General features: G+C 61.0%; 27 protein-coding genes. 26 read left to right on the forward strand and 1 reads right to left on the reverse strand.

Annotated features, from left to right (window positions below; all coding sequences use genetic code 11):
- Positions 1-121: 121 nt before the first annotated feature.
- The 11 genes from fliS to fliJ all read left to right on the forward strand — a co-directional run bounded on the left by fliS (position 122) and on the right by fliJ (position 11,133).
- Complete coding sequence (gene fliS, locus PSH80_RS07285; RefSeq protein ID WP_029292498.1) at positions 122-511, forward strand: flagellar export chaperone FliS; 390 nt, start codon at positions 122-124, stop codon at positions 509-511.
- 25 nt (positions 512-536) lie between these two features.
- A complete protein-coding gene (locus PSH80_RS07290) occupies positions 537-833 on the forward strand; it encodes a flagellar assembly protein FliT (RefSeq protein WP_057438799.1) in 297 nt (98 codons plus the stop codon).
- Between the two features lie 173 nt (positions 834-1,006).
- Entirely contained in the window at positions 1,007-2,482 is a 1,476-nt protein-coding gene (locus PSH80_RS07295; RefSeq protein ID WP_057960246.1) for a sigma-54 dependent transcriptional regulator, read from the forward strand.
- A 110-nt stretch (positions 2,483-2,592) separates the two neighbouring features.
- The gene (locus tag PSH80_RS07300; protein ID WP_057438801.1) at positions 2,593-3,804 is read left to right on the forward strand and encodes a PAS domain-containing sensor histidine kinase; all 1,212 of its coding nucleotides are present in this window, start codon (positions 2,593-2,595) and stop codon (positions 3,802-3,804) included.
- Between the two features lie 105 nt (positions 3,805-3,909).
- Positions 3,910-5,289, forward strand: coding sequence for a sigma-54 dependent transcriptional regulator (locus tag PSH80_RS07305; protein ID WP_057960245.1), 1,380 nt, complete (start codon positions 3,910-3,912; stop codon positions 5,287-5,289).
- 131 nt (positions 5,290-5,420) lie between these two features.
- On the forward strand, positions 5,421-5,750 hold the full coding sequence (gene fliE / locus PSH80_RS07310) for a flagellar hook-basal body complex protein FliE (protein ID WP_057960244.1): 330 nt from the start codon (positions 5,421-5,423) through the stop codon (positions 5,748-5,750).
- A gap of 16 nt (positions 5,751-5,766) precedes the next feature.
- Complete coding sequence (fliF, locus tag PSH80_RS07315) at positions 5,767-7,542, forward strand: flagellar basal-body MS-ring/collar protein FliF (protein WP_128593909.1); 1,776 nt, start codon at positions 5,767-5,769, stop codon at positions 7,540-7,542.
- Complete coding sequence (gene fliG, locus PSH80_RS07320; RefSeq protein ID WP_029292514.1) at positions 7,535-8,554, forward strand: flagellar motor switch protein FliG; 1,020 nt, start codon at positions 7,535-7,537, stop codon at positions 8,552-8,554. The genes fliF and fliG overlap by 8 nt, the downstream gene beginning before the upstream one ends.
- Before the next feature lie 10 nt (positions 8,555-8,564).
- A complete protein-coding gene (gene fliH, locus PSH80_RS07325; protein WP_120732238.1) occupies positions 8,565-9,329 on the forward strand; it encodes a flagellar assembly protein FliH in 765 nt (254 codons plus the stop codon).
- A complete protein-coding gene (fliI, locus tag PSH80_RS07330; RefSeq protein ID WP_057438806.1) occupies positions 9,319-10,677 on the forward strand; it encodes a flagellar protein export ATPase FliI in 1,359 nt (452 codons plus the stop codon). Before fliH ends, fliI begins: the two co-directional genes overlap by 11 nt.
- Before the next feature lie 6 nt (positions 10,678-10,683).
- Positions 10,684-11,133, forward strand: coding sequence for a flagellar export protein FliJ (gene fliJ, locus PSH80_RS07335; protein ID WP_057444567.1), 450 nt, complete (start codon positions 10,684-10,686; stop codon positions 11,131-11,133).
- A 154-nt stretch (positions 11,134-11,287) separates the two neighbouring features.
- On the opposite strand, the gene PSH80_RS07340 is transcribed toward fliJ, so the two are convergent.
- Positions 11,288-12,651 (reverse strand): IS3 family transposase gene (locus PSH80_RS07340; protein WP_090412738.1). Its coding sequence is split into 2 segments (ribosomal slippage): positions 11,288-12,186 and positions 12,186-12,651, totalling 1,365 coding nucleotides; the frame shifts between segments, so codons are not numbered across the junction.
- 958 nt (positions 12,652-13,609) lie between these two features.
- Between PSH80_RS07340 and PSH80_RS07345 the strand changes: the two genes are divergently transcribed.
- The 15 genes from PSH80_RS07345 (at position 13,610) to flhF (ending at position 26,990) form a co-directional block, all read left to right on the forward strand.
- Entirely contained in the window at positions 13,610-13,912 is a 303-nt protein-coding gene (locus tag PSH80_RS07345) for an STAS domain-containing protein (protein WP_057438807.1), read from the forward strand.
- Complete coding sequence (locus PSH80_RS07350) at positions 13,909-15,621, forward strand: fused response regulator/phosphatase (RefSeq protein WP_305419697.1); 1,713 nt, start codon at positions 13,909-13,911, stop codon at positions 15,619-15,621. Before PSH80_RS07345 ends, PSH80_RS07350 begins: the two co-directional genes overlap by 4 nt.
- A gap of 30 nt (positions 15,622-15,651) precedes the next feature.
- Positions 15,652-15,993, forward strand: a complete 342-nt coding sequence (locus tag PSH80_RS07355; RefSeq protein ID WP_057438808.1) for an Hpt domain-containing protein — start codon at positions 15,652-15,654, stop codon at positions 15,991-15,993.
- 90 nt (positions 15,994-16,083) lie between these two features.
- Positions 16,084-17,391: a flagellar hook-length control protein FliK gene (locus PSH80_RS07360; protein ID WP_305419698.1), complete on the forward strand. Its 1,308-nt coding sequence runs from the start codon at positions 16,084-16,086 to the stop codon at positions 17,389-17,391.
- Between the two features lie 214 nt (positions 17,392-17,605).
- Positions 17,606-18,115: a flagellar basal body-associated protein FliL gene (fliL, locus tag PSH80_RS07365; protein WP_057960239.1), complete on the forward strand. Its 510-nt coding sequence runs from the start codon at positions 17,606-17,608 to the stop codon at positions 18,113-18,115.
- 9 nt (positions 18,116-18,124) lie between these two features.
- Positions 18,125-19,093 (forward strand): flagellar motor switch protein FliM, encoded by a 969-nt coding sequence (gene fliM, locus PSH80_RS07370; RefSeq protein ID WP_029292532.1) that lies wholly within the window; start codon positions 18,125-18,127, stop codon positions 19,091-19,093.
- A 43-nt stretch (positions 19,094-19,136) separates the two neighbouring features.
- On the forward strand, positions 19,137-19,604 hold the full coding sequence (gene fliN, locus PSH80_RS07375) for a flagellar motor switch protein FliN (protein WP_057438810.1): 468 nt from the start codon (positions 19,137-19,139) through the stop codon (positions 19,602-19,604).
- 1 nt (position 19,605) lies between these two features.
- The gene (gene fliO / locus PSH80_RS07380; RefSeq protein ID WP_057438811.1) at positions 19,606-20,040 is read left to right on the forward strand and encodes a flagellar biosynthetic protein FliO; all 435 of its coding nucleotides are present in this window, start codon (positions 19,606-19,608) and stop codon (positions 20,038-20,040) included.
- Complete coding sequence (fliP, locus tag PSH80_RS07385; protein WP_057438812.1) at positions 20,040-20,783, forward strand: flagellar type III secretion system pore protein FliP; 744 nt, start codon at positions 20,040-20,042, stop codon at positions 20,781-20,783. The genes fliO and fliP overlap by 1 nt, the downstream gene beginning before the upstream one ends.
- Positions 20,784-20,786: 3 nt before the next feature.
- Positions 20,787-21,056: a flagellar biosynthesis protein FliQ gene (fliQ, locus tag PSH80_RS07390; RefSeq protein ID WP_034099472.1), complete on the forward strand. Its 270-nt coding sequence runs from the start codon at positions 20,787-20,789 to the stop codon at positions 21,054-21,056.
- A 4-nt stretch (positions 21,057-21,060) separates the two neighbouring features.
- Positions 21,061-21,846 carry a flagellar biosynthetic protein FliR gene (fliR, locus tag PSH80_RS07395; RefSeq protein ID WP_057438813.1) on the forward strand — a complete coding sequence of 262 codons (786 nt, stop codon included), beginning with the start codon at positions 21,061-21,063 and terminating at the stop codon, positions 21,844-21,846.
- Positions 21,847-21,849: 3 nt separating this feature from the next.
- Positions 21,850-22,986, forward strand: coding sequence for a flagellar biosynthesis protein FlhB (flhB, locus tag PSH80_RS07400; protein WP_057960238.1), 1,137 nt, complete (start codon positions 21,850-21,852; stop codon positions 22,984-22,986).
- Positions 22,987-23,199: 213 nt separating this feature from the next.
- Entirely contained in the window at positions 23,200-23,403 is a 204-nt protein-coding gene (locus PSH80_RS07405; RefSeq protein WP_057960237.1) for a cold-shock protein, read from the forward strand.
- 144 nt (positions 23,404-23,547) lie between these two features.
- Positions 23,548-25,662, forward strand: a complete 2,115-nt coding sequence (flhA, locus tag PSH80_RS07410) for a flagellar biosynthesis protein FlhA (RefSeq protein ID WP_178118157.1) — start codon at positions 23,548-23,550, stop codon at positions 25,660-25,662.
- 11 nt (positions 25,663-25,673) lie between these two features.
- The gene (gene flhF, locus PSH80_RS07415) at positions 25,674-26,990 is read left to right on the forward strand and encodes a flagellar biosynthesis protein FlhF (protein ID WP_029292553.1); all 1,317 of its coding nucleotides are present in this window, start codon (positions 25,674-25,676) and stop codon (positions 26,988-26,990) included.
- Positions 26,991-27,000 lie beyond the last annotated feature (10 nt).

The raw sequence follows: 27,000 nt of genomic DNA on the forward strand, positions 1-27,000 counted from the left end.
TGCGCCCGCAGGCCCTGAAAAAGGGCCCGGGCACTCGGTGAGGGATTAAAGTTTTTCTCGGTACAGTCGAAAAACTACTTAAGCAATCCTATTTGACTGTGGCCTGTAACGAGGTAGCAACATGAACCCTATGAGAGCCCTTCGCCAATACCAGAAGGTCAATTCCCACGCCCAGATCTCCGAAGCCAGCCCGCACCGTCTGGTGCAGATGCTGATGGAAGGCGGCCTCGATCGCATGGCTCAGGCCAAGGGCGCATTGAGCCGTGGTGATATCGCCCAGAAGGGCCTGATGCTGGGCAAGGCGATTGAAATCATCTCCGGCCTGCGTGATGGCCTGGAGCCGGAAAAAGCCGAAGATCCAGCGGCGGTGCAGCAACTGGATGCGTTGTACGAGTACATGAGTAACCGTCTGGTTGAGGCCAATGGCGTCAACGATGCCGACATGATCGACGAAGTCGCACGGTTGTTGATTACTGTCAAAAGTGGCTGGGATGCCATCGCGCCACAATAGGGCCGTCGGCCTTGAGGAACACAGCATGAGCCACGCACTGCAACGGATCGACGAAACCCGCGACGCCTTGGTTGGCGCGCTGGCAGAGCGCAATTGGGATGCGATCAGCGAATTGGACATGGGCTGCCGTGTCTGGATCGACGAGGTGCTCAGCGAAGCGCCGGTGGACGAGGACGCGCTGCGGGAGAAGCTGGAGAGCCTGTTAGCGGTCTACCAGCAGTTGCTGGAAGTGACGACCGGCGAGCGCCAGGCGATATTTGAAGAGATGTCGCAGATCAACCAAGCGAAAAATGCGTCAAAGGTTTACCATCTGTTCGGCTGATCTGGCTCAGTTAATCCGAACATGGTGCGTCATAAATTTGACTGTTCGCATAATTTTGACTTAACTAGTGCTATTTTCAGACGTCAGGTATCCGTAGCGCAGAAAACGCCTACAGCTATCTAGATTGCCCCGATTCGAGGGCATTTGAGTTTTACTAGGGAAGTTGCTATTGCATGTGGCGTGAAACCAAAATTCTGCTGATCGATGACGATAGCGTTCGCCGCCGCGACCTGGCGGTGATTTTGAATTTTCTTGGCGAAGAAAATTTGCCCTGCGGCAGCCATGATTGGCAGCAGGCTGTCAGCTCTTTGTCGTCGAGCCGTGAAGTCATCTGTGTGCTGATCGGGACGGTAAACGCTCCTGGCGCAGTTCTGGGCCTGTTAAAGACACTCTCAACCTGGGATGAGTTCCTTCCGGTGTTGCTGATGGGTGATATTTCTTCCGTGGATTTGCCGGAAGACCAGCGCCGCCGTGTACTTTCCACCCTGGAAATGCCCCCCAGCTACAGCAAATTGCTCGACTCCCTGCACCGTGCCCAGGTCTATCGCGAGATGTACGACCAGGCCCGCGAGCGCGGACGTCACCGCGAACCCAACCTGTTCCGCAGCCTGGTCGGCACCAGCCGTGCGATTCAGCACGTGCGCCAGATGATGCAGCAAGTGGCCGATACCGACGCCAGCGTGCTGATCCTCGGCGAGTCAGGCACCGGCAAGGAAGTGGTCGCACGTAACCTGCATTACCACTCCAAGCGCCGCGACGGACCTTTTGTGCCGGTCAACTGCGGGGCGATCCCGGCAGAACTGCTCGAAAGCGAACTGTTCGGCCACGAGAAGGGCGCCTTTACCGGGGCGATCACCAGCCGTGCCGGGCGTTTTGAGCTGGCCAACGGTGGCACCCTGTTCCTCGACGAAATCGGCGATATGCCATTGCCGATGCAGGTCAAGCTGCTGCGCGTGTTGCAGGAGCGCACCTTCGAGCGCGTGGGCAGCAACAAGACCCAGAGCGTCGATGTGCGGATCATTGCCGCGACGCACAAGAACCTCGAAAGCATGATCGAGGTCGGCAGCTTCCGCGAAGACCTGTACTACCGCCTCAACGTATTCCCCATCGAGATGGCCCCGCTGCGCGAGCGTGTGGAAGACATCCCGTTGCTGATGAACGAACTGATCTCGCGCATGGAACACGAAAAGCGCGGCTCGATCCGTTTCAACTCCGCCGCGATCATGTCCCTGTGCCGCCACGGCTGGCCGGGCAACGTGCGCGAGCTGGCCAACCTGGTGGAGCGCATGGCAATCATGCATCCATACGGGGTGATCGGCGTGGTCGAGCTGCCCAAGAAGTTCCGCTATGTCGATGACGAAGACGAACAGCTGGTGGACAGCCTGCGCAGTGATCTCGAGGAGCGGGTGGCGATCAATGGCCATACCCCGAACTTCGGCGCCACCGCCATGCTGCCGCCCGAAGGCCTGGACCTGAAGGACTACCTCGGCAGCCTCGAACAAGGGCTGATCCAGCAAGCCTTGGACGACGCCAATGGCATCGTTGCCCGCGCCGCCGAGCGCCTGCGCATCCGCCGCACCACGCTGGTAGAGAAGATGCGCAAGTACGGCATGAGCCGTCGTGAAGGTGATGAACAGGCGGATGATTGACGCCTGTTTTTTAACCTACTGAAAAATAAGGATATTTTTTCCGGCACGGGTATTGCTATAGCACTCGCAACGTTCCGTTTAACTGACGGTCAGCCAAGCGAGAGAGCACGATGCCCCACGCCGCCCACCTTTCTTCAGTCCCTGACACCCAGGGACTTGTCCCGTCCGTAGAGCAGATCAGCCGGCAAGGGCTTGAGCAGGCGTTTTCGCTGTTCAGCCAGATGTCCAGCCAGTTGACGGACTCCTACAGCTTGCTGGAAGCCCGGGTTTCGGAGCTCAAGGGCGAGTTGGCGGTGGTCAGTGCCCAGCGCATGCAAGAGCTGGCCGAGAAAGAGCGCCTGGCCAACCGTCTGCAAAACCTTCTCGACCTGTTACCCGGTGGCGTGATCGTGATCGACGACCAGGGCCGCGTACGCGAAGCCAACCCCGCGGCCTGCGACCTGCTGGGCCTGCCGCTGGAAGGCGAGCTGTGGCGCCATGTCATCACGCGCTGCTTTGCCCCCCGTGAAGACGACGGCCACGAAATTTCCCTCAAGGATGGGCGCCGCCTGTCCATCGCCACCCGTTCCCTGGACGCTGAGCCCGGCCAACTGGTGCTGCTCAACGACCTGACGGAAACCCGGCACCTCCAAGACCAATTGGCGCGCCATGAGCGCCTGTCGTCCCTGGGGCGGATGGTTGCTTCTTTGGCGCATCAGATTCGCACACCGCTGTCCGCCGCGTTGATCTACGCCAGTCATTTGACTGATGAACAATTGCCGGCCGCCACCCATCAGCGGTTTGCCGGACGGCTCAAGGAGCGCCTGCATGAGTTGGAGCACCAGGTACGCGACATGCTGGTCTTCGCCCGGGGCGAGTTGCCGCTGACCGACCGGGTCACGCCTGCCGCCTTGCTGCAGGCGCTGCAGGCCGCCGCTGCCACCCATGTCCAGGAAGCCTCGGTGCGCTGGCAGTGCGACAGTCATTGGGGTGAGTTGCTGTGTAACCGCGACACCCTGGTGGGTGCGCTGCTCAACCTGATCGAAAACGCCAGCCAGGCCAGCGGCCCGGGTGCGCGCCTCAAAGTGCACCTGTACAGCCGTGAGCAAACCCTGCGCCTGTGCATCAGTGACAGCGGCAGTGGGATTGATCCGGCGGTGTTGCAGCGCCTGGGTGAACCCTTTTTTACCACCAAGACCAATGGCACCGGCCTCGGGCTGACCGTGGTCAAGGCAGTGGCCCGTGCCCATCAGGGAGAATTGCACTTGCGTTCCCGTGTGGGGCGCGGCACCTGTGCATTGATAACGCTGCCGCTGTTTTCCGGCGCGGCCAGCGCGGAGTAAAGAACACGCATACGACCTGTGGCGAGGGGGCTTGCCCCCCTCACCACGGGGCACCAAATGCAGCTGCCTTTTCAAAAACCTTGAAAAGGATGGGAGTAAGGATAAATGGCTATCAAGGTTTTACTGGTTGAAGACGATCGCGCCCTGCGTGAAGCACTGGCTGACACGCTGCTGTTGGCGGGCCATGACTATCGGGCGGTCGGTTCGGCCGAGGAAGCCTTGCAGGCCGTGGAGCAAGAGTCCTTCAGCCTGGTGGTCAGCGACGTCAACATGCCCGGCATGGACGGCCACCAGTTGCTAGGCCTGCTGCGCGCACGCCAGCCGCAACTGCCGGTGCTGTTGATGACCGCCCACGGCGCGGTGGAGCGCGCCGTCGATGCCATGCGCCAGGGCGCGGCAGACTACCTGGTCAAGCCCTTCGAACCCAAGGCCCTGATTGAGCTGGTGGCGCGCCATGCGCTTGGCGTCGTGGGTGTTGCAGACGGCGAGGGCCCGATTGCTGTCGAGCCGGCCAGTGCGCAATTGCTGGAGCTGGCGGCCAAGGTCGCCCGCAGTGATTCCACGGTGCTGATCTCCGGCGAGTCCGGCACCGGCAAGGAGGTGTTGGCGCGCTACATCCACCAGCAATCTCACCGCGCCAGCCAGCCGTTTATCGCGATCAACTGCGCGGCGATCCCCGACAACATGCTCGAAGCCACCTTGTTCGGCCATGAAAAGGGCTCGTTCACCGGCGCCATCGCCGCCCAGGCCGGCAAGTTCGAGCAGGCCGATGGCGGCACCATCCTGCTCGACGAAATCTCCGAAATGCCCCTGGGCCTGCAAGCCAAGCTGCTGCGCGTGCTGCAAGAGCGCGAAGTGGAGCGGGTGGGCGCGCGCAAGCCGATCCAGCTGGATATCCGCGTGGTCGCCACCACCAACCGCGACCTTGCTGGCGAAGTGGCAGCAGGGCGCTTCCGCGAAGATCTGTTCTATCGGCTCTCGGTGTTCCCGTTGGCCTGGCGCCCGTTGCGTGAACGCCCGGCCGATATCGTGCCGCTGGCCGAGCGCCTGTTGAGCAAGCACGTCAATAAAATGAAGCACGCTCAGGCGCGCCTGTCGGCCGAAGCCCAGGCTTGCCTGATCAGTTACCCATGGCCCGGCAACGTGCGCGAGCTGGACAACGCGATCCAGCGCGCGCTGATTTTGCAGCAGGGCGGCCTGATCCAGCCCCAGGACTTCTGCCTGGCCGTCGGCGCCGGTAGCGCGCCAATGCCGAGCCTGGCCCCGGCCCCACAGGAAAGCGCCCCGGCCGAGGCCGCTGGCGGTCTTGGTGACGACCTGCGTCGCCGTGAATTCCAGATGATCATCGACACCCTGCGCGCCGAGCGTGGCCGCCGCAAAGAAGCGGCCGAGCGCCTGGGCATCAGCCCGCGCACCCTGCGCTACAAGCTGGCGCAAATGCGCGATGCCGGGATGGATGTGGAAGCATTCCTTTTCGCGAGCTGAGATACACATCAGCTGACAAGGTTTGTCGGCTTTTCTTACGAGTTGCCAAGGAGCTGGCACCCTTGTTGCTACTACCCGTACTAACCGCTGCGTAGTGTCAAAAAATTGCGGGTCGTCGGAGAGAGAAGTTCATGAGCCAAGGTGTTGAGTTCAATCGGTTGATGTTGGATATGCGATCCATGCAAATGGACGCCATGTCCCAGCCGAAATCCGTCGTACAAGCGCCGGAATTGGGCCAAAGCAGCTTTGCCGATATGCTCGGTCAAGCCATCAACAAAGTCAGCGATACCCAGCAGGCCTCCAGCCAACTGTCGACGGCCTTTGAAATCGGCAAGACCGGCGTGGACCTCACCGACGTGATGATCGCTTCGCAGAAAGCCAGCGTTTCCTTCCAGGCCTTGACCCAGGTGCGTAACAAGCTGGTTCAGGCTTATCAAGACATCATGCAGATGCCGGTTTAAGGACGAGATTTAAGTCATGGCAGAAGCAGTCGTGGATAACGTACCCGCCAAGACAGACGGCAAACCGCCGCTGTTTGGCCTGTCGTTCCTGGAAAACCTCTCCGAAATGACCATGTTGCGTCAGGTGGGCCTGATGGTCGGCCTGGCTGCCAGCGTGGCAATTGGTTTTGCCGTGGTGTTGTGGTCCCAGCAGCCCGATTACCGGCCGCTGTATGGCAGCCTGGCGGGAATGGACGCCAAGCAGGTCATGGAAACCCTGGCCGCCTCCGATATTGCCTACACCGTCGAGCCCAACTCCGGCGCCTTGCTGGTCAAGGCCGACGACGTCGCCCGTGCCCGCTTGAAGCTGGCCGCCGCCGGCGTGGCACCGACCGATGGCAATATCGGTTTTGAGATTCTCGATAAAGACCAGGGCCTGGGTACCAGCCAGTTCATGGAAGCCACCCGCTACCGTCGCGGCCTGGAAGGCGAGCTGGCACGTACCATCGCCAGCCTGAATAACGTCAAGGGTGCCCGTGTGCACCTGGCCATCCCGAAAAGCTCGGTATTCGTACGCGACGAACGCAAGCCCAGCGCTTCGGTACTGGTCGAGCTGTTTGCCGGGCGCTCCCTGGAACCGGGTCAGGTCCTGGCCATCGTCAATCTGGTGGCGACCAGCGTTCCCGAGTTGAGCAAATCACAGATCACCGTGGTCGACCAGAAAGGCAACCTGCTTTCCGACCAGGCGGAAAACTCCGCGCTGACCATGGCCGGCAAACAGTTCGACTACAGCCGCCGCATGGAAAGCATGCTCACCCAGCGCGTGCACAACATCCTGCAGCCGGTACTGGGCAACGACCGCTACAAGGCCGAAGTGTCTGCCGACGTGGACTTCAGCGCTGTCGAGTCGACCTCCGAGCAGTTCAACCCCGACCAGCCGGCCCTGCGCAGCGAGCAATCGACCAGCGAACAGCGCACTGCCGCCAATGGTCCTCCGCAAGGCGTACCCGGCGCCCTGAGCAATCAGCCGCCAGCCCCAGCCAGTGCCCCGCAAACCACCGGTGGCGCCGCCGCGACCGCCAGCGCGATCCAGCCCGGCCAGCCGCTGTTGGACGCCAACGGCCAGCAAATCATGGACCCGGCCACCGGCCAGCCAATGCTCGCGCCATACCCGGCTGACAAGCGTCAGCAGTCCACCAAGAACTTCGAGCTGGACCGCTCCATCAGCCACACCAAGCAACAGCAAGGGCGCTTGAACCGCCTGTCGGTGTCGGTGGTGGTGGATGACCAGGTCAAGATCAACGCCGCCAACGGCGAAACCACCCGCGCGCCGTGGACCGCCGATGAATTGGCGCGCTTCACGCGCCTGGTGCAGGACGCCGTGGGCTTCGATGCCAGCCGTGGCGACAGTGTCAGCGTGATCAACATGCCGTTCTCCCTGGAGCGCGCTGAGGTGATCGCCGATATTCCGTTCTACTCTCAACCCTGGTTCTGGGACATCGTCAAACAAGTGCTGGGGGTGTTGTTCATCCTGGTGCTGGTGTTCGGCGTGCTGCGCCCTGTGCTCAACAACATCACCGGCCACGGCAAGAAGCAGCTGGCGCCGTTCGGCGATGTCGAGTTGGGTGGCATGGGCGGCCTGGATGGCGAACTGGCCAACGACCGCGTCAGCCTCGGCGGGCCGCAGAGCATTCTGCTGCCAAGCCCGAGTGAAGGGTATGACGCGCAGTTGAATGCAATCAAAAGTCTGGTGGCAGAAGACCCGGGTCGTGTGGCCCAGGTCGTGAAAGAGTGGATCAACGCAGATGAGTGATAATCGAGCCTCTGTTGCCAAGCTGACCCGGGTCGACAAAGCCGCCGTGCTGCTGCTGTCCCTGGGTGAGACCGACGCTGCCCAAGTGCTGCGCCATATGGGCCCCAAGGAAGTGCAACGGGTCGGTGTGGCCATGGCGCAGATGCGCAATGTGCACCGCGAGCAAGTCGAGCAGGTGATGAGCGAGTTCGTCGAGATCGTCGGCGACCAGACCAGCCTGGGTGTCGGCTCCGACAGCTACATCCGCAAGATGCTCACCTCGGCCCTGGGCGAAGACAAAGCCAACGGCCTGATCGACCGCATCCTGCTGGGCGGCAACACCAGCGGCCTCGACAGCCTCAAGTGGATGGAACCACGGGCGGTGGCGGACGTGATCCGTTACGAGCACCCGCAGATCCAGGCGATTGTCGTGGCCTACCTGGACCCGGACCAGGCCGGCGAAGTGCTCGGCCATTTCGACCACAAGGTGCGCCTGGACATCATCCTGCGCGTCTCGTCGTTGAACACCGTGCAACCGGCGGCCTTGAAAGAACTGAACACCATTCTGGAGAAGCAGTTCTCCGGCAACTCCAACGCGGCCCGTACCACCCTGGGTGGTATCAAGCGCGCGGCCGACATCATGAACTTCCTCGACAGCTCGGTGGAAGGCCAGTTGATGGACTCGATCCGCGAGATCGACGACACCCTGTCGGTGCAGATCGAAGACCTCATGTTCGTGTTCAACAACCTGTCCGATGTCGACGACCGTGGCATCCAGGCGTTGCTGCGTGAAGTGTCCTCCGATGTGCTGGTGCTGGCCCTCAAGGGCTCGGACGAGGGCGTCAAGGAAAAGATCTTCAAGAACATGTCCAAGCGTGCCTCGGAACTGTTGCGCGACGACCTCGAAGCCAAGGGCCCGGTGCGCGTCAGCGACGTGGAAACCGCACAGAAAGAAATCCTCACCATTGCCCGCCGTATGGCCGAAGCCGGAGAAATCGTTCTCGGCGGGAAGGGCGGCGAAGAAATGATTTAAGGCGCAGCGCATGTCGAACAATGATGAGACGCCCAGCGATCTGATTCGCGCCCGGGACGTCGGCGGGTTCGACGTCTGGTCGCTGCCCAGCTTCGACCCGCATAGGCCTGAGCCCGAGCCTGAGCCGGTCGAAGAAGTGCCGGTGGAGATGGAAGAAGTGCCCCTGGACGAAGTCCAGCCACTGACCCTTGAAGAGCTCGAAAGCATCCGCCAGGAGGCTTACAACGAAGGCTTTGCCACCGGCGAGAAAGAAGGGTTTCACAGCACCACGCTCAAGGTCCGCCAGGAAGCTGACGCGGCCCTGAGTGCCAAGCTGGCCAGCCTGGAACGCCTGATGGGCAGCCTGTTCGCGCCGATTGCCGAGCAGGATTCGCAGTTGGAAAAGTCCATGGTGGGCCTGGTGGAGCACATCTCCCGCCAGGTTATCCAGCGTGAGCTGGTGCTGGACTCCAGCCAAATTGAAAGCGTGATGCGCGAAGCCCTCAAGTTGCTGCCCCTGGGCGTTGGCAATGTGCGGCTGTACATCAACCCCCAGGATTTCGAGCAGGTCAAAGCCTTGCGCGAGCGCCATGAGGAGACTTGGCGGATTGTCGAGGATGCCGCGTTGCAGCCTGGCGGTTGCCGGGTCGAGACCGAGCACAGTCGTATCGACGCTACGGTCGAGACGCGCATTGCGCAGATCATGGCCAAGCTGTTCGACCAGTTGCACGAGCAGGTGCTGCATCCGGCGGCGCCCGACCTGAGCATCGACCTGGACGCCCCGGATGCGCCTTGACCGCACCAGCTTCGCCAAACGCCTGGGCGCTTATGCCGAAGCCACCGAGTTGCCCGGCCAACCGATCCTTGAGGGCCGCCTGCTGCGCATGGTCGGCCTGACCCTCGAAGCCGAGGGCCTGCGCGCCGCCATGGGCAGCCGCTGCCTGGTGATCAACGATGACAGCTACCACCCGGTGCAGGTGGAAGCGGAAGTCATGGGCTTTTCCGGCAGCAAGATATTCCTGATGCCGGTGGGCAGTCTCGCCGGTATCGCACCGGGGGCGCGGGTCGTGCCACTGGCCGATACCGGGCGCCTGCCGATGGGCATGAGCATGCTCGGCCGGGTACTCGACGGCGCCGGCCGCGCCCTCGACGGCAAGGGCGGGATGAAGGCCGAAGACTGGGTGCCGATGGACGGCCCGACCATCAACCCGCTCAAGCGCAACCCCATCAGCCAGCCGCTGGACGTGGGTATTCGCTGTATCAACGGTTTATTGACGGTTGGTCGCGGCCAGCGCCTGGGCCTGTTCGCCGGTACCGGTGTGGGCAAGAGTGTGCTGCTGGGCATGATGACGCGCTTTACCGAAGCCGACATTATCGTGGTCGGCCTGATTGGCGAGCGGGGCCGTGAGGTCAAGGAGTTCATCGAGCACATCCTCGGTGAAGAGGGCCTCAAGCGCTCGGTCGTGGTGGCCTCGCCGGCGGACGATGCGCCGCTGATGCGTCTGCGCGCGGCTATGTACTGCACGCGGATTGCCGAATATTTTCGCGACAAGGGCAAGAATGTCCTGTTGCTGATGGACTCCCTCACCCGTTTCGCCCAGGCCCAGCGGGAAATCGCCCTGGCCATTGGCGAGCCGCCGGCAACCAAGGGCTATCCGCCATCGGTATTTGCCAAGCTGCCCAAGCTGGTGGAGCGGGCGGGTAATGCCGAGGCCGGTGGTGGCTCGATCACGGCGTTCTACACCGTACTCTCTGAAGGCGATGACCAGCAGGACCCGATTGCCGACTCGGCGCGGGGTGTGCTCGACGGGCATATCGTGCTGTCCCGGCGCCTGGCCGAGGAAGGGCACTACCCGGCCATTGATATCGAAGCGTCCATCAGCCGGGTGATGCCGTCGGTGGTCAGCGCCGAGCATATGACCCGCGCCCAGCAGTTCAAGCAGTTGTGGTCGCGCTACCAACAGAGTCGCGACCTGATCAGCGTGGGGGCCTATGTGGCCGGTGGCGACCGCGAGACCGACCTGGCGATTGCCCTGCAACCGCAACTGGTGACCTACCTGCGCCAGGGCCTGAACGACAATATCAGCATGGCCGAAAGCGAAGCGCACCTGGCGTCGGTGTTCGCCCCTGCGCCTGGCGGTTAACCGGCCATGGCAACCAGTCGCGCCGCGCGCCTTGCTCCCGTGGTGGAGATGGCCGAAAGCGCCGAACGCACCGCCGCCCAGCGCCTGGGGCATTTCCAGGGCCAGGTGCGCCTGGCCGAGAGTAAGCTCGGTGACCTGGAGCGCTTTCGCGGCGAGTACCAACAGCAGTGGATTGATCGCGGCAGCAAGGGTGTTTCCGGTCAGTGGCTGATGAACTATCAGCACTTTCTCAACCAGTTGGAAAGCGCCGTCGGCCAGCAGCGCCAGAGCCTGGCCTGGCACCAGAACAACCTCGACAAAGCCCGCGAAGGCTGGCAACAGGCCTACGCCCGGGTCGAGGGCCTGCGCAAGCTGGTGCAGCGTTACATCGATGAGGCGCGGGCCCTGGAGGACAAGCGCGAGCAGAAGTTGCTCGATGAACTGTCCCAGCGCCTGCCGCGCCAGGATCAATACTAGCCGCGTCGGTAGGCAAAAATTGCGATAGCCATGAGTATCTACGCGACTTGCTCTTTTTGGGTTGTTGGGGGGGTGTACATATCCGTTGCTGCGGTTACGGCCACTTAGGGTTCCGCCCTTACGTGAACTGCCCCCCGAATGTTGGACAGGGACGCTATTGATTCAGCGTCTGGATACGAAATTGTACCGGACTCAAGCCATTCAGTCTGAGGCTTATGCGGTCTTGGTTGTAGTAGGCAATGTAATCCTCTATGCCTGATGCCAGCTGCTCCACACTCTCAAATGATTCCAGATAGAAAAACTCGCTCTTGAGTGTGCCGAAAAAGCTTTCCATGGCGGCATTGTCCAAGCAATTACCCTTGCGCGACATGCTCTGCTCGATGCTCTTTTCGGCCAGCATATGTCGGTAGGTAGGCTGCCTGTACTGCCAACCCTGGTCAGAGTGCAGTATTGGTTTTTCATCTCGACTCAGTCGCCCGAAGGCTTTTTCCAGCATCATCGAGACCATCCTGAATTCGGGACGTCGGTTGATCTGGTAGGCCAGGATCTCGCCGTTGTACAAATCCATGAGAGGCGAGAGAAACAGCTTTTGCCCCTTCACCTTGAACTCCGTCACGTCGGTTACCCATTTCTGGTTAGGGGCTTCTGCCTTAAATTCGCGCTTTAGTAGATCAGGCGCAACAAGCCCTTCAGCACCTCGGTAAGAGCGATATTTCTTCACTTTGACCAGCGACTTGAGGCCCATTATCTGCATCAGCCGATGCACCTTTTTGTGATTGATCAACTCACCACTGTTTCCAAGGGTCGCAGTGATACGGCGGTAGCCGTAACGCCCCTTATTCCCGTGAAAGACGCTGCGGATGCGATCTTTAAGGTCGGCATGCTTGTCGGTTAGCAGTGTTTTGCTTTGGTAATAGAAGGTGCTGCGTGCAAGTCCCGCTGCACGTAGCAACAGAGCAAGTGGATGCTCATGCCTCAATCCTTGGACGGCCTGCGTTTTTTTGGCTGCGCAGTACGGGGATCCGCTTGGATTAAGGCATCGAGCTTTTTTAAATAGGCATTCTCCGCGCGCAGATAGGCCAGTTCTGCGAGCATTTGTTCAGGGGTCAGCTCTGCGTCCGCAGGAAGAGCAGGACTTGCTTTGGGTTGTCTGGAAGGTTTGCGGGGCATGCTGGACTCTTGAAGACGATGCGGTTGTAGCGCTTCTACGCCGCCCTCATCGTACAGCTTTTGCCACTGCCTGATACTGCTTGGGCCACGGATATCAAACTGTATACAGGCCTGTTGGGCCGACAGTCCGTCTTGTTCGATGCACTGCAAAACCTTCAATTTAAACTGGGCATCGTAATGGCTGTACTTAGCAATCAAGCCAGAGGAACCGTGCTTTTCAAAACCCTTGATCCAGCGCCGCAGTAGCGATGGACTCAAGCCATGCCTGAGGGCCACCTCATGAACGCTACTGGCAGACAGACACTCTTCAATCAGTGATTGCTTGAGCGCTAGGTTGTATTTCGTCATGGAACACCCTCCCGAGGGGTCAGGTGTCCAACATTCGGGGGGCAGTTCAACGGCGGGTCACTTTCGAAGAGCGCGAAAGTAACCAAAGCGCTTTTGCCCCACCACTCGGTGCCTCGCCTAGGCTCGGCATGCCCGCAGTCAGGCATTGCTCCGTGGGCCCGCCGCGATCGGCCATCCATGGCCGTGTCGCGGCTACCCCGGCATCCATGCCGGGGTGCCCACTGCGCAATACCTGCCTGCGGCCAGCGTGGTTTAACGGGGCGCCTGAGATCAAAAGCCAGATCAAAAGCAGAGCAACAGCAATGCCAGAGCGCGAAGCTGCCTTCCCCCCTGTGGGAGCTGGCTTGCCTGCGATGACGGTGTCTCAGCCAATACATTTATCGACTGATACACCGCCATCGCAGGCAAGCCAGCTCCCACAGGAATCCGCGTACGCCTCGACGATCAGGTCGGCTGTCAGGCCGCCTCGCTTTGCTTTTGATCTGAGGCGCCCCGTTAAACCACGCTGGCCGTCATCCGATATTGATTTGGGGGGTAAACCGGCAGGACGCCGGTTTAGCCGCGCTGGGCCATGGATGGCCCATCGCGGCGGCCCCCCAAATCAATGTCGGATGACGGGCACACCGAGCCTAGGCGAGGTGCCGAGTGGTGGGGCAGGAGCCCTTTTGGTCACTTTTGGGGCTCTTTTCCAAAAGTGACCCGCCGTAAGGGCGGAACCCTAAGTGGCCATGACCGCAGCAACGGATATGCACACACCCCCAACAACCCAAAAAGAGCAAGTCGTGTAGATACTCATGCTGCGATATCGGCGGATCCGTCGCTCATTTTTTCTGATAAGCCGCTATCGCAGGCAAGCCCACACCACACAAGCGCACCGCACATTTGATTGCGTTTGTTGCCCACTCTCCGATCACCTGCTAAACCTTGTTGCACATACCCACGACAAGGAAGCAGTCGTATGTCAGTCGAGTCAGAAGTATCCCTGGATGGGAAGAAATTGACGATCGCAATCAAGGGCCGGTTCGATTTCGGCAGTCATCAATCCTTTCGTGATTCCTATGAGCGGTTCTACAAGGTTCCCGAAACCTACGTCGTGGACTTGAAAGAGGCCACTTACCTCGACAGCTCGGCCCTGGGCATGTTGCTGCTGTTGCGTGATCACGCTGGTGATGACGCGGATGTGCGCGTGATCAACAGCAACTCCGATGTGCGCAAGATCCTCGCTATCTCCAACTTCGACAAACTGTTCGACATCAGTTGAGTGCCCAGGCTCTGGACACCCTCACGGTACTGATCGCCGAGGACAGCGCTGCCGACCGGCTGCTGCTGTCGACCATCGTGCGCCGCCAGGGGCATCGGGTGCTCAGTGCCAGTAATGGCCAGGAAGCGGTCGAGGTGTTCGCCCGTGAGCGTCCGCAACTGGTGTTGATGGATGCACTGATGCCGGTGATGGACGGCTTCGAGGCAGCCCGGCAGATCAAGCAGTTGGCCGGCGAAGCACTGGTGCCGATCATTTTTCTCACCTCCCTGCGTGAGAGCGAAGCCCTGGCGCGCTGCCTGGATGCCGGTGGCGATGACTTCCTGGCCAAGCCCTATAACCAGATCATCCTGGCCGCAAAGATCAACGCCATGGACCGCCTGCGCCGGTTGCAGGCCACCGTGCTTGAGCAGCGCGACCAGATCGCCCGTCACCATGACTACCTGCTGCATGAGCAACGGGTGGCCAAGGCGGTGTTCGACAAGGTCGCCCACTCTGGTTGCCTGAACGCGGCGCACAATATCCGTTACCTGCAATCGCCTTATGCGCTGTTCAATGGCGACCTGCTGCTGGCGGCCTATGCGCCGTCGGGCGATATGCATGTGCTGCTGGGCGACTTCACCGGGCATGGCTTGCCGGCGGCGGTCGGCGCGATGCCCCTGGCCGAGGTGTTCTACGGCATGACCGCCAAGGGCTATGGCCTGGCGCAGACCCTGCGGGAGATGAACGCCAAGCTCAAGCGCATCCTGCCGGTGGATATGTTCTGTTGTGCCACGCTGTTGTGTCTCAGTGAGCAGCGGCGGGTGGTGGAGGTATGGAACGGCGGCATGCCTGATGGCTATGTGCATGAAGTGGCCACGGGGCGGCGTACGCCGCTGGTGTCGCGGCATTTACCCCTGGGCGTGCTGGCGCCCGAGGTCTTTGACGACCGCACCGAGGTCTGGCCCATGGCCTTGGGCGACCGGGTGTTCTTGCTGTCCGATGGGGTGATTGATACCGCCGATGCCAACGACCAGTTGTTTGGGGTCGAGCGCCTGCAACGGGTGTTTGCCGCCAACCGTGAGCCTGAGCAACTGTTTGTTGAAATCGAACAGGCGCTTGCCGCATTCCGAGGGCAGGTGCGGGACGATATCAGCTTGGTCGAAATCACCCTGCTGGCCGAGCAATCGCTGTTGGCGCCACCTCTGCAGTACACCGACAGCGGCCAGTCCTGTCCGCTGGACTGGTCGGTGAGCTTCGAGTTTCGTGCCGAGACCCTCAAGCGTTACAACCCATTGCCATACCTGTTGCAGTTACTCCTGGAAATACATGGCCTGCGCGGCCAGAGCGGGGCGCTGTACAGTGTCATGGCCGAGTTGTACTCCAATGCCCTGGAGCATGGCGTGCTGGGCCTGGACTCCCGACTCAAACGCGATGTGCAGGGCTTTGCCAGCTATTATCGCCAGCGCAATGAGCGGCTCGACCAGTTGAACAGCGGCCACGTGCGTGTGCATGTGAACGTGGTTCCAACCGAGGCGGGTGGTTGCCTGAGCCTGCGTATCGAAGACAGCGGCGCCGGGTTCGATGTCGAAACAGTCCTGGCGCGGCCGTTGGATATCGACCGTCTGTCCGGGCGCGGGCTGAACCTGGTCCGGCAACTGAGCAGCAATGTACGTTGGACAGATGGCGGGCGCAGTGTGTGCGTGGAGTTTTGCTGGGAGGCTCTGGCATAATCCGTCGATTCTTGATCAAGGAGCGAACAAGTGACGCAGATACATATGGACCCTGAAGTGTTGGTGGGTTTGCAGGAAGTGATGGAGGGTGAATACCCCCACTTGCTCGACACCTTCCTCGATGACTCGCAAAAGCGCGTTGAAGCGTTGCGCAAGGCGCGCGATGACGCCAAGGCCCTGGGGCGTATCGCCCACAGCTTCAAGGGCAGCAGCGGCAACCTCGGTGCGGTGCGCCTGGCGCTGTTGTGCCAGCGACTGGAGGCTGAGTCGGCCAAGGAAGAGGTTACCGACCTGGGCAAACTGGTCGACCAGATTGATCACGAGTTTGCGTTGGTCAAGCCGCTGTATGAGTCGGAGCGCCAGCGCTTCTAGGCTCGGCAGGCCCGCCCTGAAAATCTGGCCCGACTTTTGCTATCTATCTTCTGCCTGCGCCCTCGACCCTGCGCAGCGGAGACCTGACTTATGCCTCTAGCCCCCAACTCGCTCCTGCAAGCCGCTCCTGCGGTCAAGCCCCAGGCGTCCTCCGCGAATGCGCAGGCAACGGCCGCAGACACGCGGGCCAAAGCGCCAGGCTTTGCACAGGTGTTCGCCAAGGAGTCCAAGACGGCACCGGCCAGGGCTGTGGATATGGCACCCAAGCCGAGCCATGACAAGCCAGCCAGCACCAGCGCCAAGAAAGATGTTGGCAACGACAAGCCTGCCGCTGGCACTCCAGCGGTTGCCGATAGCGGCAAGACTTTGCCTGCCACGCCGCCCGCCAAGGCCGACGCGGCAGCCCCCGGCGATGACGACAAAGGTGCGGACAAGGATCTGGCGCAAACCCCGCCGCCACCGGTCGATCCGGCTTCGGTCGCGGCGGTGACACCCGCTCCGGTAGCGGTCCAGGCCGCTGTAGCGGATGACGCCACCGCGCCGTTGCTGGTGACTACCCCTGCGGTCGCTGAAGAGGTCGTGCCTTTCGACCCCGAAGCCGATCCACTGGACTCATTGCCGGCCGTGCGCCTGGCGATGGAGCAGGGCGGTCATGTGTCTGCCAGCAGCCAGGCAGCGCAAAAGAACCTGCCGACCCAGGCTGAGCCCACCGCCGCGCAGAACTTCAGCAACGGCCTGGCGGCCATGGTTGACCAGCAGGCGGCCAAGGACAGCACCGACCAGGGTGGCGAGAAGGCTTTCAGCGGCCTGATCGAAGATGGCCTCAAGGATTTGAAGGGCGCGAGCAGTGACACTCGCGTCGATGACTTCGCCAATCGCCTGGCAGCCTTGACCCAGGCTGCCACCCCCAAGACCACCAACGCCTTGCCCCTGAATAACCAGCCGCTGGCCATGCATCAGGGGGGCTGGACCGAGGAGGTGGTGAACCGGGTCATGTACCTGTCCAGCGCCAACCTCAAATCTGCCGATATCCAATTGCAGCCGGCCGAACTGGGACGCCTGGATATCCGCGTGAACATCACCGCCGACCAGCAGGCCCAAGTGAACTTCATGAGCGGCCATGCCGCCGTGCGCGAGGCCCTGGAGAGCCAGTCCGGGCGCCTGCGGGAAATGTTCGCCCAGCAGGGCATGGGCCAGGTCGATGTGAACGTGTCCGACCAGTCCCGTGGCTGGCAGGGCCAGGGTCAGGAGCAACAGCAGAACCAGGCGCGAGGTGTCAGTGGCAGTGGTGGACACAGCGATGGGCAGGACGCAGGTCTTGCGGGCGAAGTCACTGAAGTGGCGGCACCGATAGCCCAATCCGTCATCGGCTCCAGCGCCGTGGACTACTACGCCTGACCTGAGGTCAACACCGATCAAAATGTGGGAGCGGGCTTGCTCGCGATAGCGGTATGTCAGTTACCTAGTTGCTGGCTGATCTACCGCTATCGCGAGCAAGCCCGCTCCCACATTGGTTTTGCGCTGTTGCTGAAATCCGTGACAACTCTGGCATAACACTTGCTCTTGCCTTCCCGTGGATCTATGAAACCCCGAATAGTGACGGATTATTGGCATGGCGAAGAGTGACGACGCAGCGACAGCAACAGCACCTGCAGCAGGCAAGGGCAAGCTCAAGATGATCCTGCTGATTGTCGTGGCCTTGTTATTGGCCATTGGCGTGTCGGTGGGGGCTACCTGGTACTTTATGCACAGTGCCCAGAGCAAGCCGGTACCTGTGGCCGAGACCGCCAGCAACGTCAAGCAACCGGCAATCTTCGAGCAGATGCTCCCGGCCTTTGTTGCCAACTACAACCAGAACGGTCGGCAACGCTACCTGCAGGTGAGTATTACCTTGCTGGCGCGCAGCCAGGCGGACATGGATGCGCTCAAGGTGCATATGCCGGTGATCCGCAACAACCTGGTGATGCTGTTCTCCGGGCAGAGTTTCGACAGCCTGGCCACCCCCGTGGGCCAGGAAATGCTGCGCCAGAAAGTCACTGCCAGCGTGCAGGAAGTGGCCCAGAAAGAACTGGGCAAAGTCGTGGTCGAGCAGGCGCTCTTCACTAATTTCGTATTGCAGTAGGATCACGACATGGCCGTGCAAGACCTGCTGTCCCAGGATGAAATCGACGCGCTGTTGCATGGTGTCGACGATGGTCTGGTACAGACCGAAATGGCTGCCGAGCCCGGCAGCGTCAAAAGTTATGACCTGACCAGCCAGGATCGCATCGTCCGCGGACGCATGCCGACCCTGGAAATGATCAACGAACGTTTTGCCCGCTACACCCGTATCAGCATGTTCAACATGCTGCGCCGCTCGGCGGACGTGGCGGTGGGCGGTGTGCAGGTGATGAAGTTTGGCGAGTACGTGCATTCGCTGTACGTGCCCACCAGCCTCAACCTGGTCAAGATCAAGCCCCTGCGTGGCACCGCGCTGTTCATCCTCGACGCCAAGCTGGTGTTCAAGCTGGTGGACAACTTCTTCGGCGGTGACGGCCGTCACGCCAAGATTGAAGGCCGTGAATTCACGCCTACCGAGTTGCGTGTGGTGCGCATGGTGCTGGAACAGGCCTTTATCGACTTGAAGGAAGCCTGGCAGGCGATCATGGAAGTCAATTTCGAGTACATCAACTCGGAAGTGAACCCGGCCATGGCCAACATCGTCGGGCCCAGCGAAGCCATTGTGGTCTCCACCTTCCATATCGAACTCGATGGCGGCGGCGGCGACCTGCACGTGACCATGCCGTACTCGATGATCGAGCCGGTGCGCGAGATGCTCGATGCGGGCTTCCAGTCCGACCTGGACGACCAGGACGAGCGTTGGGTCAAGGCCCTGCGCGAAGACTTGCTGGACGTTGACGTACCGCTGAGCGCCACCGTGGCGCGCCGCCAGCTGCGCCTGCGGGACATTTTGCATATGCAGCCGGGGGATGTGATTCCCGTCGAACTGCCAGACGAATTGATTATGCGCGCCAATGGCGTGCCGTCGTTCAAGGTCAAGCTCGGTTCCCACAAAGGGAACCTGGCGTTGCAAGTGGTTGAGCCGATCAACCGTCGCTGATGCATCCCCTAATTGATGATTTTTGCTGCGCCGAGGACATGTAATGGCTACCGAACACGAAAACACTTCCGCCGAAGACCAGGCCCTGGCTGACGAATGGGCGGCTGCCCTGGAAGAAACCGGCGATGCCAGCCAGGACGATATCGACGCCTTGCTGGCGGCCGATGCCGCCACCCCACCAGTAGGCAATCGCCTGCCTATGGAAGAGTTTGGCAGCGTGCCGAAGAACCATGAGCCGGTCTCGCTGGATGGGCCCAACCTGGACGTGATCCTCGATATCCCGGTATCGATCTCCATGGAAGTGGGCAGCACCGAAATCAATATCCGTAACCTGCTGCAACTCAACCAGGGGTCGGTGATCGAACTCGACCGCCTGGCCGGCGAGCCGCTGGATGTGCTGGTCAACGGCACGCTGATCGCCCATGGCGAAGTGGTGGTGGTCAACGAGAAGTTCGGCATCCGCCTGACGGACGTGATCAGCCCCAGCGAACGTATCAAGAAGCTGCGCTGAGATGAGTCGCCGGTGGTTGGGACTGTTGTGGGCGTTGCCGCTGGCCGTGATGGCGGCTGAACCGGTGGCCCAGGTCGCCGCGCCGGCCGCCGGCAGCAGCGTGACTGGGCAATTGACTCAGTTGGTGCTGGGCCTGTTGCTGGTGGTGGGGTTGATCTTTTTCCTCGCCTGGCTGTTGCGCCGGGTGCAGCGCATTGGTCCGGGCAATGCCCAGGTCATCGAACTGGTGGGATCGCGGGCCCTGGGGCCGCGTGATCGCCTGGTGCTGGTGCAGGTGGGCGAAGAGCAGATCCTGCTCGGTCTCACCCCCGGCCGGATTACCCCGTTGCACGTGCTCAAGCATCCCGTGAGCGTGGCCCAGACCGAGGCCGCCACACCGGAGTTCGCCCAGCGCCTGATGGAGCTGATGGGCAAGGACCAGAAGGATAAGAAGTAATGCGCGTTCTATTGGCGCTCATGCTGTTACTGGCAGCGCCCCTGGCGTTCGGCGCCGACCCGTTGTCGATCCCGGCGATCACCCTGGGCACCAATGCGGCCGGGGCCCAGGAGTATTCGGTCAGCCTGCAGATCCTGCTGATCATGACGGCGCTGAGTTTTATCCCGGCCTTCGTCATGCTCATGACCAGTTTCACCCGGATCATCATCGTGTTCTCGATCCTGCGCCAGGCCCTGGGCCTGCAGCAGACCCCATCGAACCAGATCCTTACCGGCATGGCGCTGTTTCTGACGCTGTTTATCATGGCGCCGGTATTCGACAAGGTGAACCAGCAAGCCCTGCAACCCTACCTGGCGGAGAAAATGACCGCCCAGGACGCGGTGGAAAAGGCCCAGGGCCCGATCAAGGACTTTATGCTGTCCCAGACCCGCTCCAGCGACCTGGAACTGTTTGTGCGCCTGTCCAAACGCACCGATATCGCCAGCCCGGATCAGGCGCCCTTGACCATCCTGGTACCGGCGTTCGTCACCTCGGAGCTCAAGACGGCATTCCAGATCGGCTTCATGATCTTTATCCCGTTCCTGATCATCGACCTGGTGGTGGCCAGTGTGCTGATGGCCATGGGTATGATGATGCTGTCGCCGCTGATTATCTCGTTGCCGTTCAAGATCATGCTGTTTGTACTGGTGGATGGGTGGGCGCTGATTATCGGCACCCTGGCAGGCAGTTTTGGCGGGGTTTAGCGCATGACACCTGAAGTCGCAGTCGACCTGTTCCGTGAAGCCCTGTGGCTGACCACCGTGATGGTCGCCGTGCTGGTGGTGCCCAGCCTGTTGGTGGGCCTGCTGGTGGCGATGTTCCAGGCGGCGACCCAGATCAACGAACAGACCTTGAGCTTCCTTCCGCGCCTGTTGGTGATGCTGGTCACCCTGATCGTGGCCGGCCCCTGGCTGGTGCAAAGTTTCATGGAATACATCCTGCAGTTGTACGGCAGTATTCCGCAGTTGATTGGCTGACCCGATGCAGTCCTTGCTGGCGTTGACCGACACTCAGATCAGCACCTGGGTGGCCTCGTTTATCCTGCCGATGTTTCGCGTGGGCGCCTTGTTGATGACCATGCCGGTGTTCGGGACCACCCTGGTGCCCAAGCGCATACGGCTGTTTTTCACAGTGGCGATTACCGTGGTCATCGTGCCGGTACTGCCACCGATGCCGCCGGTCAATGCCCTGGACCTCAGTGCGCTGCTGCTGATCGCCGAACAGATTCTGATCGGCGCCTTGATGGGGTTCTCCCTGACCCTGTTTTTCCAGTCCTTCGTGATTGCCGGGCAAATCGTCTCGATCCAGATGGGCATGGGCTTTGCTTCCATGGTCGACCCTACCAACGGCGTGTCGGTGGCAGTGATCGGGCAGTTCCTGACCATGCTGGTGACCCTGCTGTTTTTGGCCATGAACGGCCATCTGGTGGCCTTTGAAATCCTTACCGAGAGTTTCACCACTTTACCGGTGGGCGAGGGCTTGATCGTCAACCACTTCTGGGAAGTGGTCGGGCGCCTCAGTTGGGTGCTGGGCGCGGCGTTGTTGCTGGTATTGCCGGCGATCACCGCGCTGCTGGTGGTCAACATCGCCTTTGGGGTGATGACCCGCGCCGCGCCGCAACTGAACATCTTCGCCATTGGTTTCCCGCTGACCCTGGTGTTGGGCATGGGGATTTTCTGGATCGGCCTGGCCGACATTCTCAATCAGTATCAACCGCTGGCCAGTGACGCCTTGCAGTTTTTACGTGATCTGGCACGGGCGCGCTGAGCCATGGCCGAGAGCGAGAGTGGTCAGGACAAAACAGAAGACCCCACGGAGAAACGTAAAAAAGACTCCAGGGAAAAGGGCGAGATCGCCCGTTCCAAAGAGCTCAATACCCTGGCGGTGATGCTCGCCGGGGCCGGTGGCCTGCTGATCTACGGCGGCGGCCTGGCCCAGGACCTGATGGAGATCATGAAGCACAATTTCTCCCTGCCCAGGGATGTGCTGCTGGACCCACGCGCCATGGGCATCTACCTGCTGCACTCGGGGAAAATCGCGATCCTGGCCGCGCAGCCGGTGCTGATCACGTTGTTGCTGGCGGCAATCATCGGGCCGATCTCCCTGGGGGGCTGGCTGTTTGCGGCTGGCAGCCTGGCGCCCAAATTCAGCCGGATGAACCCCGGGGCCGGGATCAAGCGTATGTTCTCCGCCAAGGCGCTGGTGGAGTTGCTCAAGGCCCTGGCGAAGTTCTTTATCATCCTGTTTGTGGCGCTGGTGGTGTTGGAGTCCGATATCGACGACTTGCTGCGCATCGCCCATGAGCCACTGGAACTGGCAATCATCCACAGCGTGCAACTGGTGGGCTGGAGTGCGTTGTGGATGGCATGTGGCCTGATCCTGATTGCTGCAGTGGATGCGCCGATCCAGCTGTGGGAAAGCCACAAGAAACTGCTGATGACCAAGCAGGAAGTGCGCGACGAGCATAAGGATCAGGAAGGCAAACCGGAAGTGAAGCAGCGGATTCGCCAGCTGCAGCGCGAAATGTCCCAGCGCAAGATGATGGCCTCGGTGCCCGACGCCGATGTGGTCATCACCAACCCGACCCACTACGCCGTGGCGCTCAAGTACGACGCGGAGAAGGGCGGCGCGCCGCTGCTGCTGGCCAAGGGCAGCGACTTCACTGCCTTGAAAATCCGCGAAATCGCCCAGGCCAATGACATCCTGCTGCTGGAATCGCCGGCGCTGGCGCGTTCGATCTTCTACTCCACCGATCTGGATCACGAGATTCCGGCCGGGTTGTACCTGGCGGTGGCCCAGGTGTTGGCCTACGTGTATCAGATCCGCCAATACCGTGCCGGCAAGGGCAAACGTCCGGATCCGCTCAAGGACTTGCCGATTCCGCCGGATTTGCGTCGCGATTCCTGAGTCTTCTGCTGCCTATTCCGACGCCATCGCGGGCAAGCCCGGCTCCCACATTTGATCGCATTCCAGTGTGGGAGCCGGGCTTGCCCGCGATGGCGTCGGAACAGATGCTTGCCGTTCGTCCAACTCCCTCCCGACCTGTCAACTTTGACAGTAGCCAGCCCCCGTGCATGGCGCTTTGATAGACCGGGAACATGCGGATTCGGGAGAAGGGCAATGGCCACTGGCACAGTGAAGTGGTTTACCGATTCAAAGGGCTTTGGATTCATCACGCAAGACGCCGGAGGAGAGGACCTGTTTGTGCACTTCTCGGACATTCAAAGCAGCGGCATCAAGTCGCTGGTGGAGGGCCAGAGGGTGGAATATGAAGTCGTAGAGGGTCCGAAAGGCAAGCAGGCATCAAACGTGCGTCCACTCTGATGATCGTTCCCACGCTCCTGCGTGGGAACGATCTCGTCCCTGAAGCAAAAGTTGGAAGGCTTCTTGCAATACCGCCTTCAGGACGCCTCTCGGCGTCAAAAGTTTGCTTCAAGGTGACGAGGAATACCGGTGGATCGCTCTAATATGCTCAGCACAGCCCGTGGCACCCTGACGGACCTCTCGCGAGGTAATCTGGGTGTGCCGCTGTTGCTGTTGGTCATGCTGGCAATGATGATGTTGCCGATACCGCCGTTCCTGCTGGACGTGTTCTTCACCTTCAACATTGCCTTGTCCATCGTCGTGCTGCTGGTTTGCGTGTACGCCCTGCGGCCTTTGGATTTTGCGGTCTTTCCCACCATTTTGCTGGTTGCCACGCTGCTGCGCCTGGCCCTTAACGTGGCCTCTACGCGGGTGGTGATGCTGAACGGCCAGGACGGCCACGCCGCCGCCGGTAAGGTGATCCAGGCTTTCGGCGAGGTGGTGATCGGCGGTAACTACGTGGTCGGTGTCGTGGTGTTTGCGATCCTGATGATCATCAACTTCGTGGTAGTGACCAAGGGCGCCGGGCGGATTTCCGAGGTGAGCGCGCGTTTTACCCTCGACGCCATGCCCGGCAAGCAAATGGCGATCGACGCCGATCTCAACGCCGGGCTGATCGACCAGAACCAGGCCAAGGCCCGCCGCTCGGAAGTGGCCCAGGAAGCCGAGTTCTATGGCTCCATGGACGGTGCCAGCAAGTTCGTGCGCGGCGACGCGATTGCCGGCCTGCTGATTCTGTTTATCAACCTGATCGGCGGCATCGCGGTCGGTATCTTCCAGCACGGCATGACCTTCGGCGATGCAGGTAAGGTGTACGCCTTGCTGACCATTGGTGACGGTTTGGTGGCGCAATTGCCATCACTGTTGTTATCTACAGCTGCGGCGATCATGGTGACCCGTGCGTCCGGCTCCGAAGACATGGGCAAGCAGATCAACCGCCAGATGTTCGCTTCGCCCAAGGCTCTGGCCGTGGCGGCCGGCATCATGGCGATCATGGGCATTGTGCCGGGCATGCCGCACTTCTCCTTCCTGACCATGGCCGCCCTGGCCGCCGGCGGGGCGTACCTGTTCTGGAAGAAGCAAAACATCATCAAGGTCCAGGCCTTGAAAGAGGTGGAGCGCCAGCAGGATCTGCTGCCGTCGCCGGCCCGCGCCCAGGAAACCAAGGAGTTGGGCTGGGATGACGTGACCCCCATCGACATGATCGGCCTGGAAGTCGGCTACCGTCTGATTCCCCTGGTGGACCGTAACCAGGGCGGCCAGTTGCTGGCGCGGATCAAGGGCGTGCGCAAGAAGCTGTCCCAGGACCTGGGTTTTTTGATGCCCACCGTGCATATCCGCGACAACCTCGACCTGGCCCCCAGCGCCTACCGCCTGACGCTGATGGGCGTGACCCTGGCCGAAGCCGAGATCTACCCCGACCGCGAACTGGCGATCAACCCCGGCCAGGTATTCGGCTCCCTCAGCGGCATAACCGCCAAAGATCCGGCTTTTGGCCTGGACGCGGTGTGGATCGAAGTCAGCCAGCGTAGCCAGGCACAGTCCCTGGGTTACACCGTGGTCGACGCCAGCACCGTGGTCGCCACGCACCTCAACCAGATTCTGTACAAGCACTCCCACGAGCTGATTGGTCACGAAGAAGTCCAGCAACTCATGCAATTGCTGGCCAAAGCCTCGCCTAAGCTGGCTGAAGAGCTGGTGCCGGGGGTATTGTCGCTGTCGCAACTGCTCAAGGTGTTGCAAGCGCTGTTGGCCGAACAGGTGCCGGTGCGGGACATTCGCAGCATTGCCGAGGCTGTCGCCAACAATGCCGCCAAGAGTCAAGATACTGCCGCGCTGGTGGCGGCGGTGCGCGTCGGATTGTCGCGTGCAATCGTCCAAAGCATTGTAGGGCTTGACTCTGAGCTGCCTGTAATCACCTTGGAGCCAAGGTTGGAACAAATATTGCTCAATAGTATCCAGAAGGCAGGGCAAGGCCAGGAAGAGGGCGTTCTGCTGGAGCCAAGCATGGCTGAAAAGCTGCAGCGTTCGTTGATCGACGCCGCACAGCGTCAGGAAATGCAGGGCCAACCGGTGATTCTGCTGGTGGCAGGCCCCGTCCGAGCGATGTTGTCGCGGTTTGGACGCCTGGCAGTACCGAATTTGCACGTTTTGGCTTACCAGGAAATTCCTGACAATAAGCAAGTGACTATCGTCGCGACAGTAGGGCCCAACGGCTGAGGTAGTGGGTTATGCAAGTAAAGCGTTTTTTCGCCGCCGATATGCGTCAGGCCATGAAGCTGGTTCGTGATGAGCTGGGCGCCGACGCGGCTATTATCGGTAACCGTCGCATTGCCGGCGGTGTCGAGCTGACGGCTGCCCTGGATTACAAACCCCAGGCCCTGGCGCCGCGTGTACCGAACATGGAACTCGAAGACGAGTTGCGCAAGACCGCCTCGCGCATTGTCTCGGCCCAGGCCGAGCTGAGCATGCGGGGCGACAGCGATGCGACCACTAATCGCCAATTGTTTGCCGGCCTGCCGCTGACGGCGGCCGAGCCACTGGTAGAGCCGACTTTTGTCGAGCCGCCACGTCCCGCCGCGCCAGCACCGGCCGCTGCGGTTGACCAGCGCGTGTTTGACTCGATGCGTTTTGAACTCAATGGTCTGCGCGAGCTTTTGGAAGTGCAGTTGGGCTCGCTGGCCTGGAACCAGTTGCAGGGCAGCAAGCCGCAACAGGCTAACCTCTGGCGCCGTCTGCAACGCATTGGCCTGTCCGGCCCGTTGTCCCGCGACCTGCTGGAGCTGACCACCGGCATTGAAGAACCTCGGCAAGCCTGGCGCATGTTGCTGGCGCACCTGGCGCGGATGATCCAGACCCCGGAAATCGAACCCCTTGAAGAAGGTGGCGTGATTGCCATGGTCGGCCCTGCCGGCATGGGCAAGACCACCACCCTGGCCAAGCTGGCCGCCCGTTATGTTCTCAAGTACGGCGCCCACAACATTGCCCTGGTGAGCATGGACAGCTACCGCATCGGCGCGCAGGAACAGCTCAAGACCCTGGGCCGGATCCTCAATGTGCCGGTGACCCATGTCGACCCGGGCCAGTCCCTGGCCAACGCCCTCGACCCACTGCTGCGCAAGCGCGTGGTGCTGATTGATACCGCCGGCCTGCAAGCCAGCGACCCGGCATTGCGCATGCAACTGGAAAGCCTGGCCGGGCGCGGGATCAAGTCGAAAAATTACCTGGTACTTGCAACCACCAGCCAAAAACAGGTTCTGACTGCTGCGTACCACAGCTACAAGCGTTGCGGGCTGGCCGGTTGCATCCTGACTAAGCTGGATGAAACCGCAAGCCTGGGCGAAGTGTTGAGCCTTGCCATCAGCCATGAATTACCGGTCGCCTACCTGACCGACGGGCCGCGGATCCCGGATGACTTACATCTGCCGCGCCGTCATCAGTTGGTCAGCCGTGCGGTCAGTGTGCAAATGCAGGATGAACCCAGTGAAGAGGCGATGGCGGATATGTTCGCCGACCTCTATCACAACCCAGCCAAACGGGTCGGCTGAAAGGCAACAT

The organism is Pseudomonas sp. FP818 (genome assembly GCF_030687335.1).
Taxonomy (GTDB): domain Bacteria; phylum Pseudomonadota; class Gammaproteobacteria; order Pseudomonadales; family Pseudomonadaceae; genus Aquipseudomonas; species Aquipseudomonas shahriarae.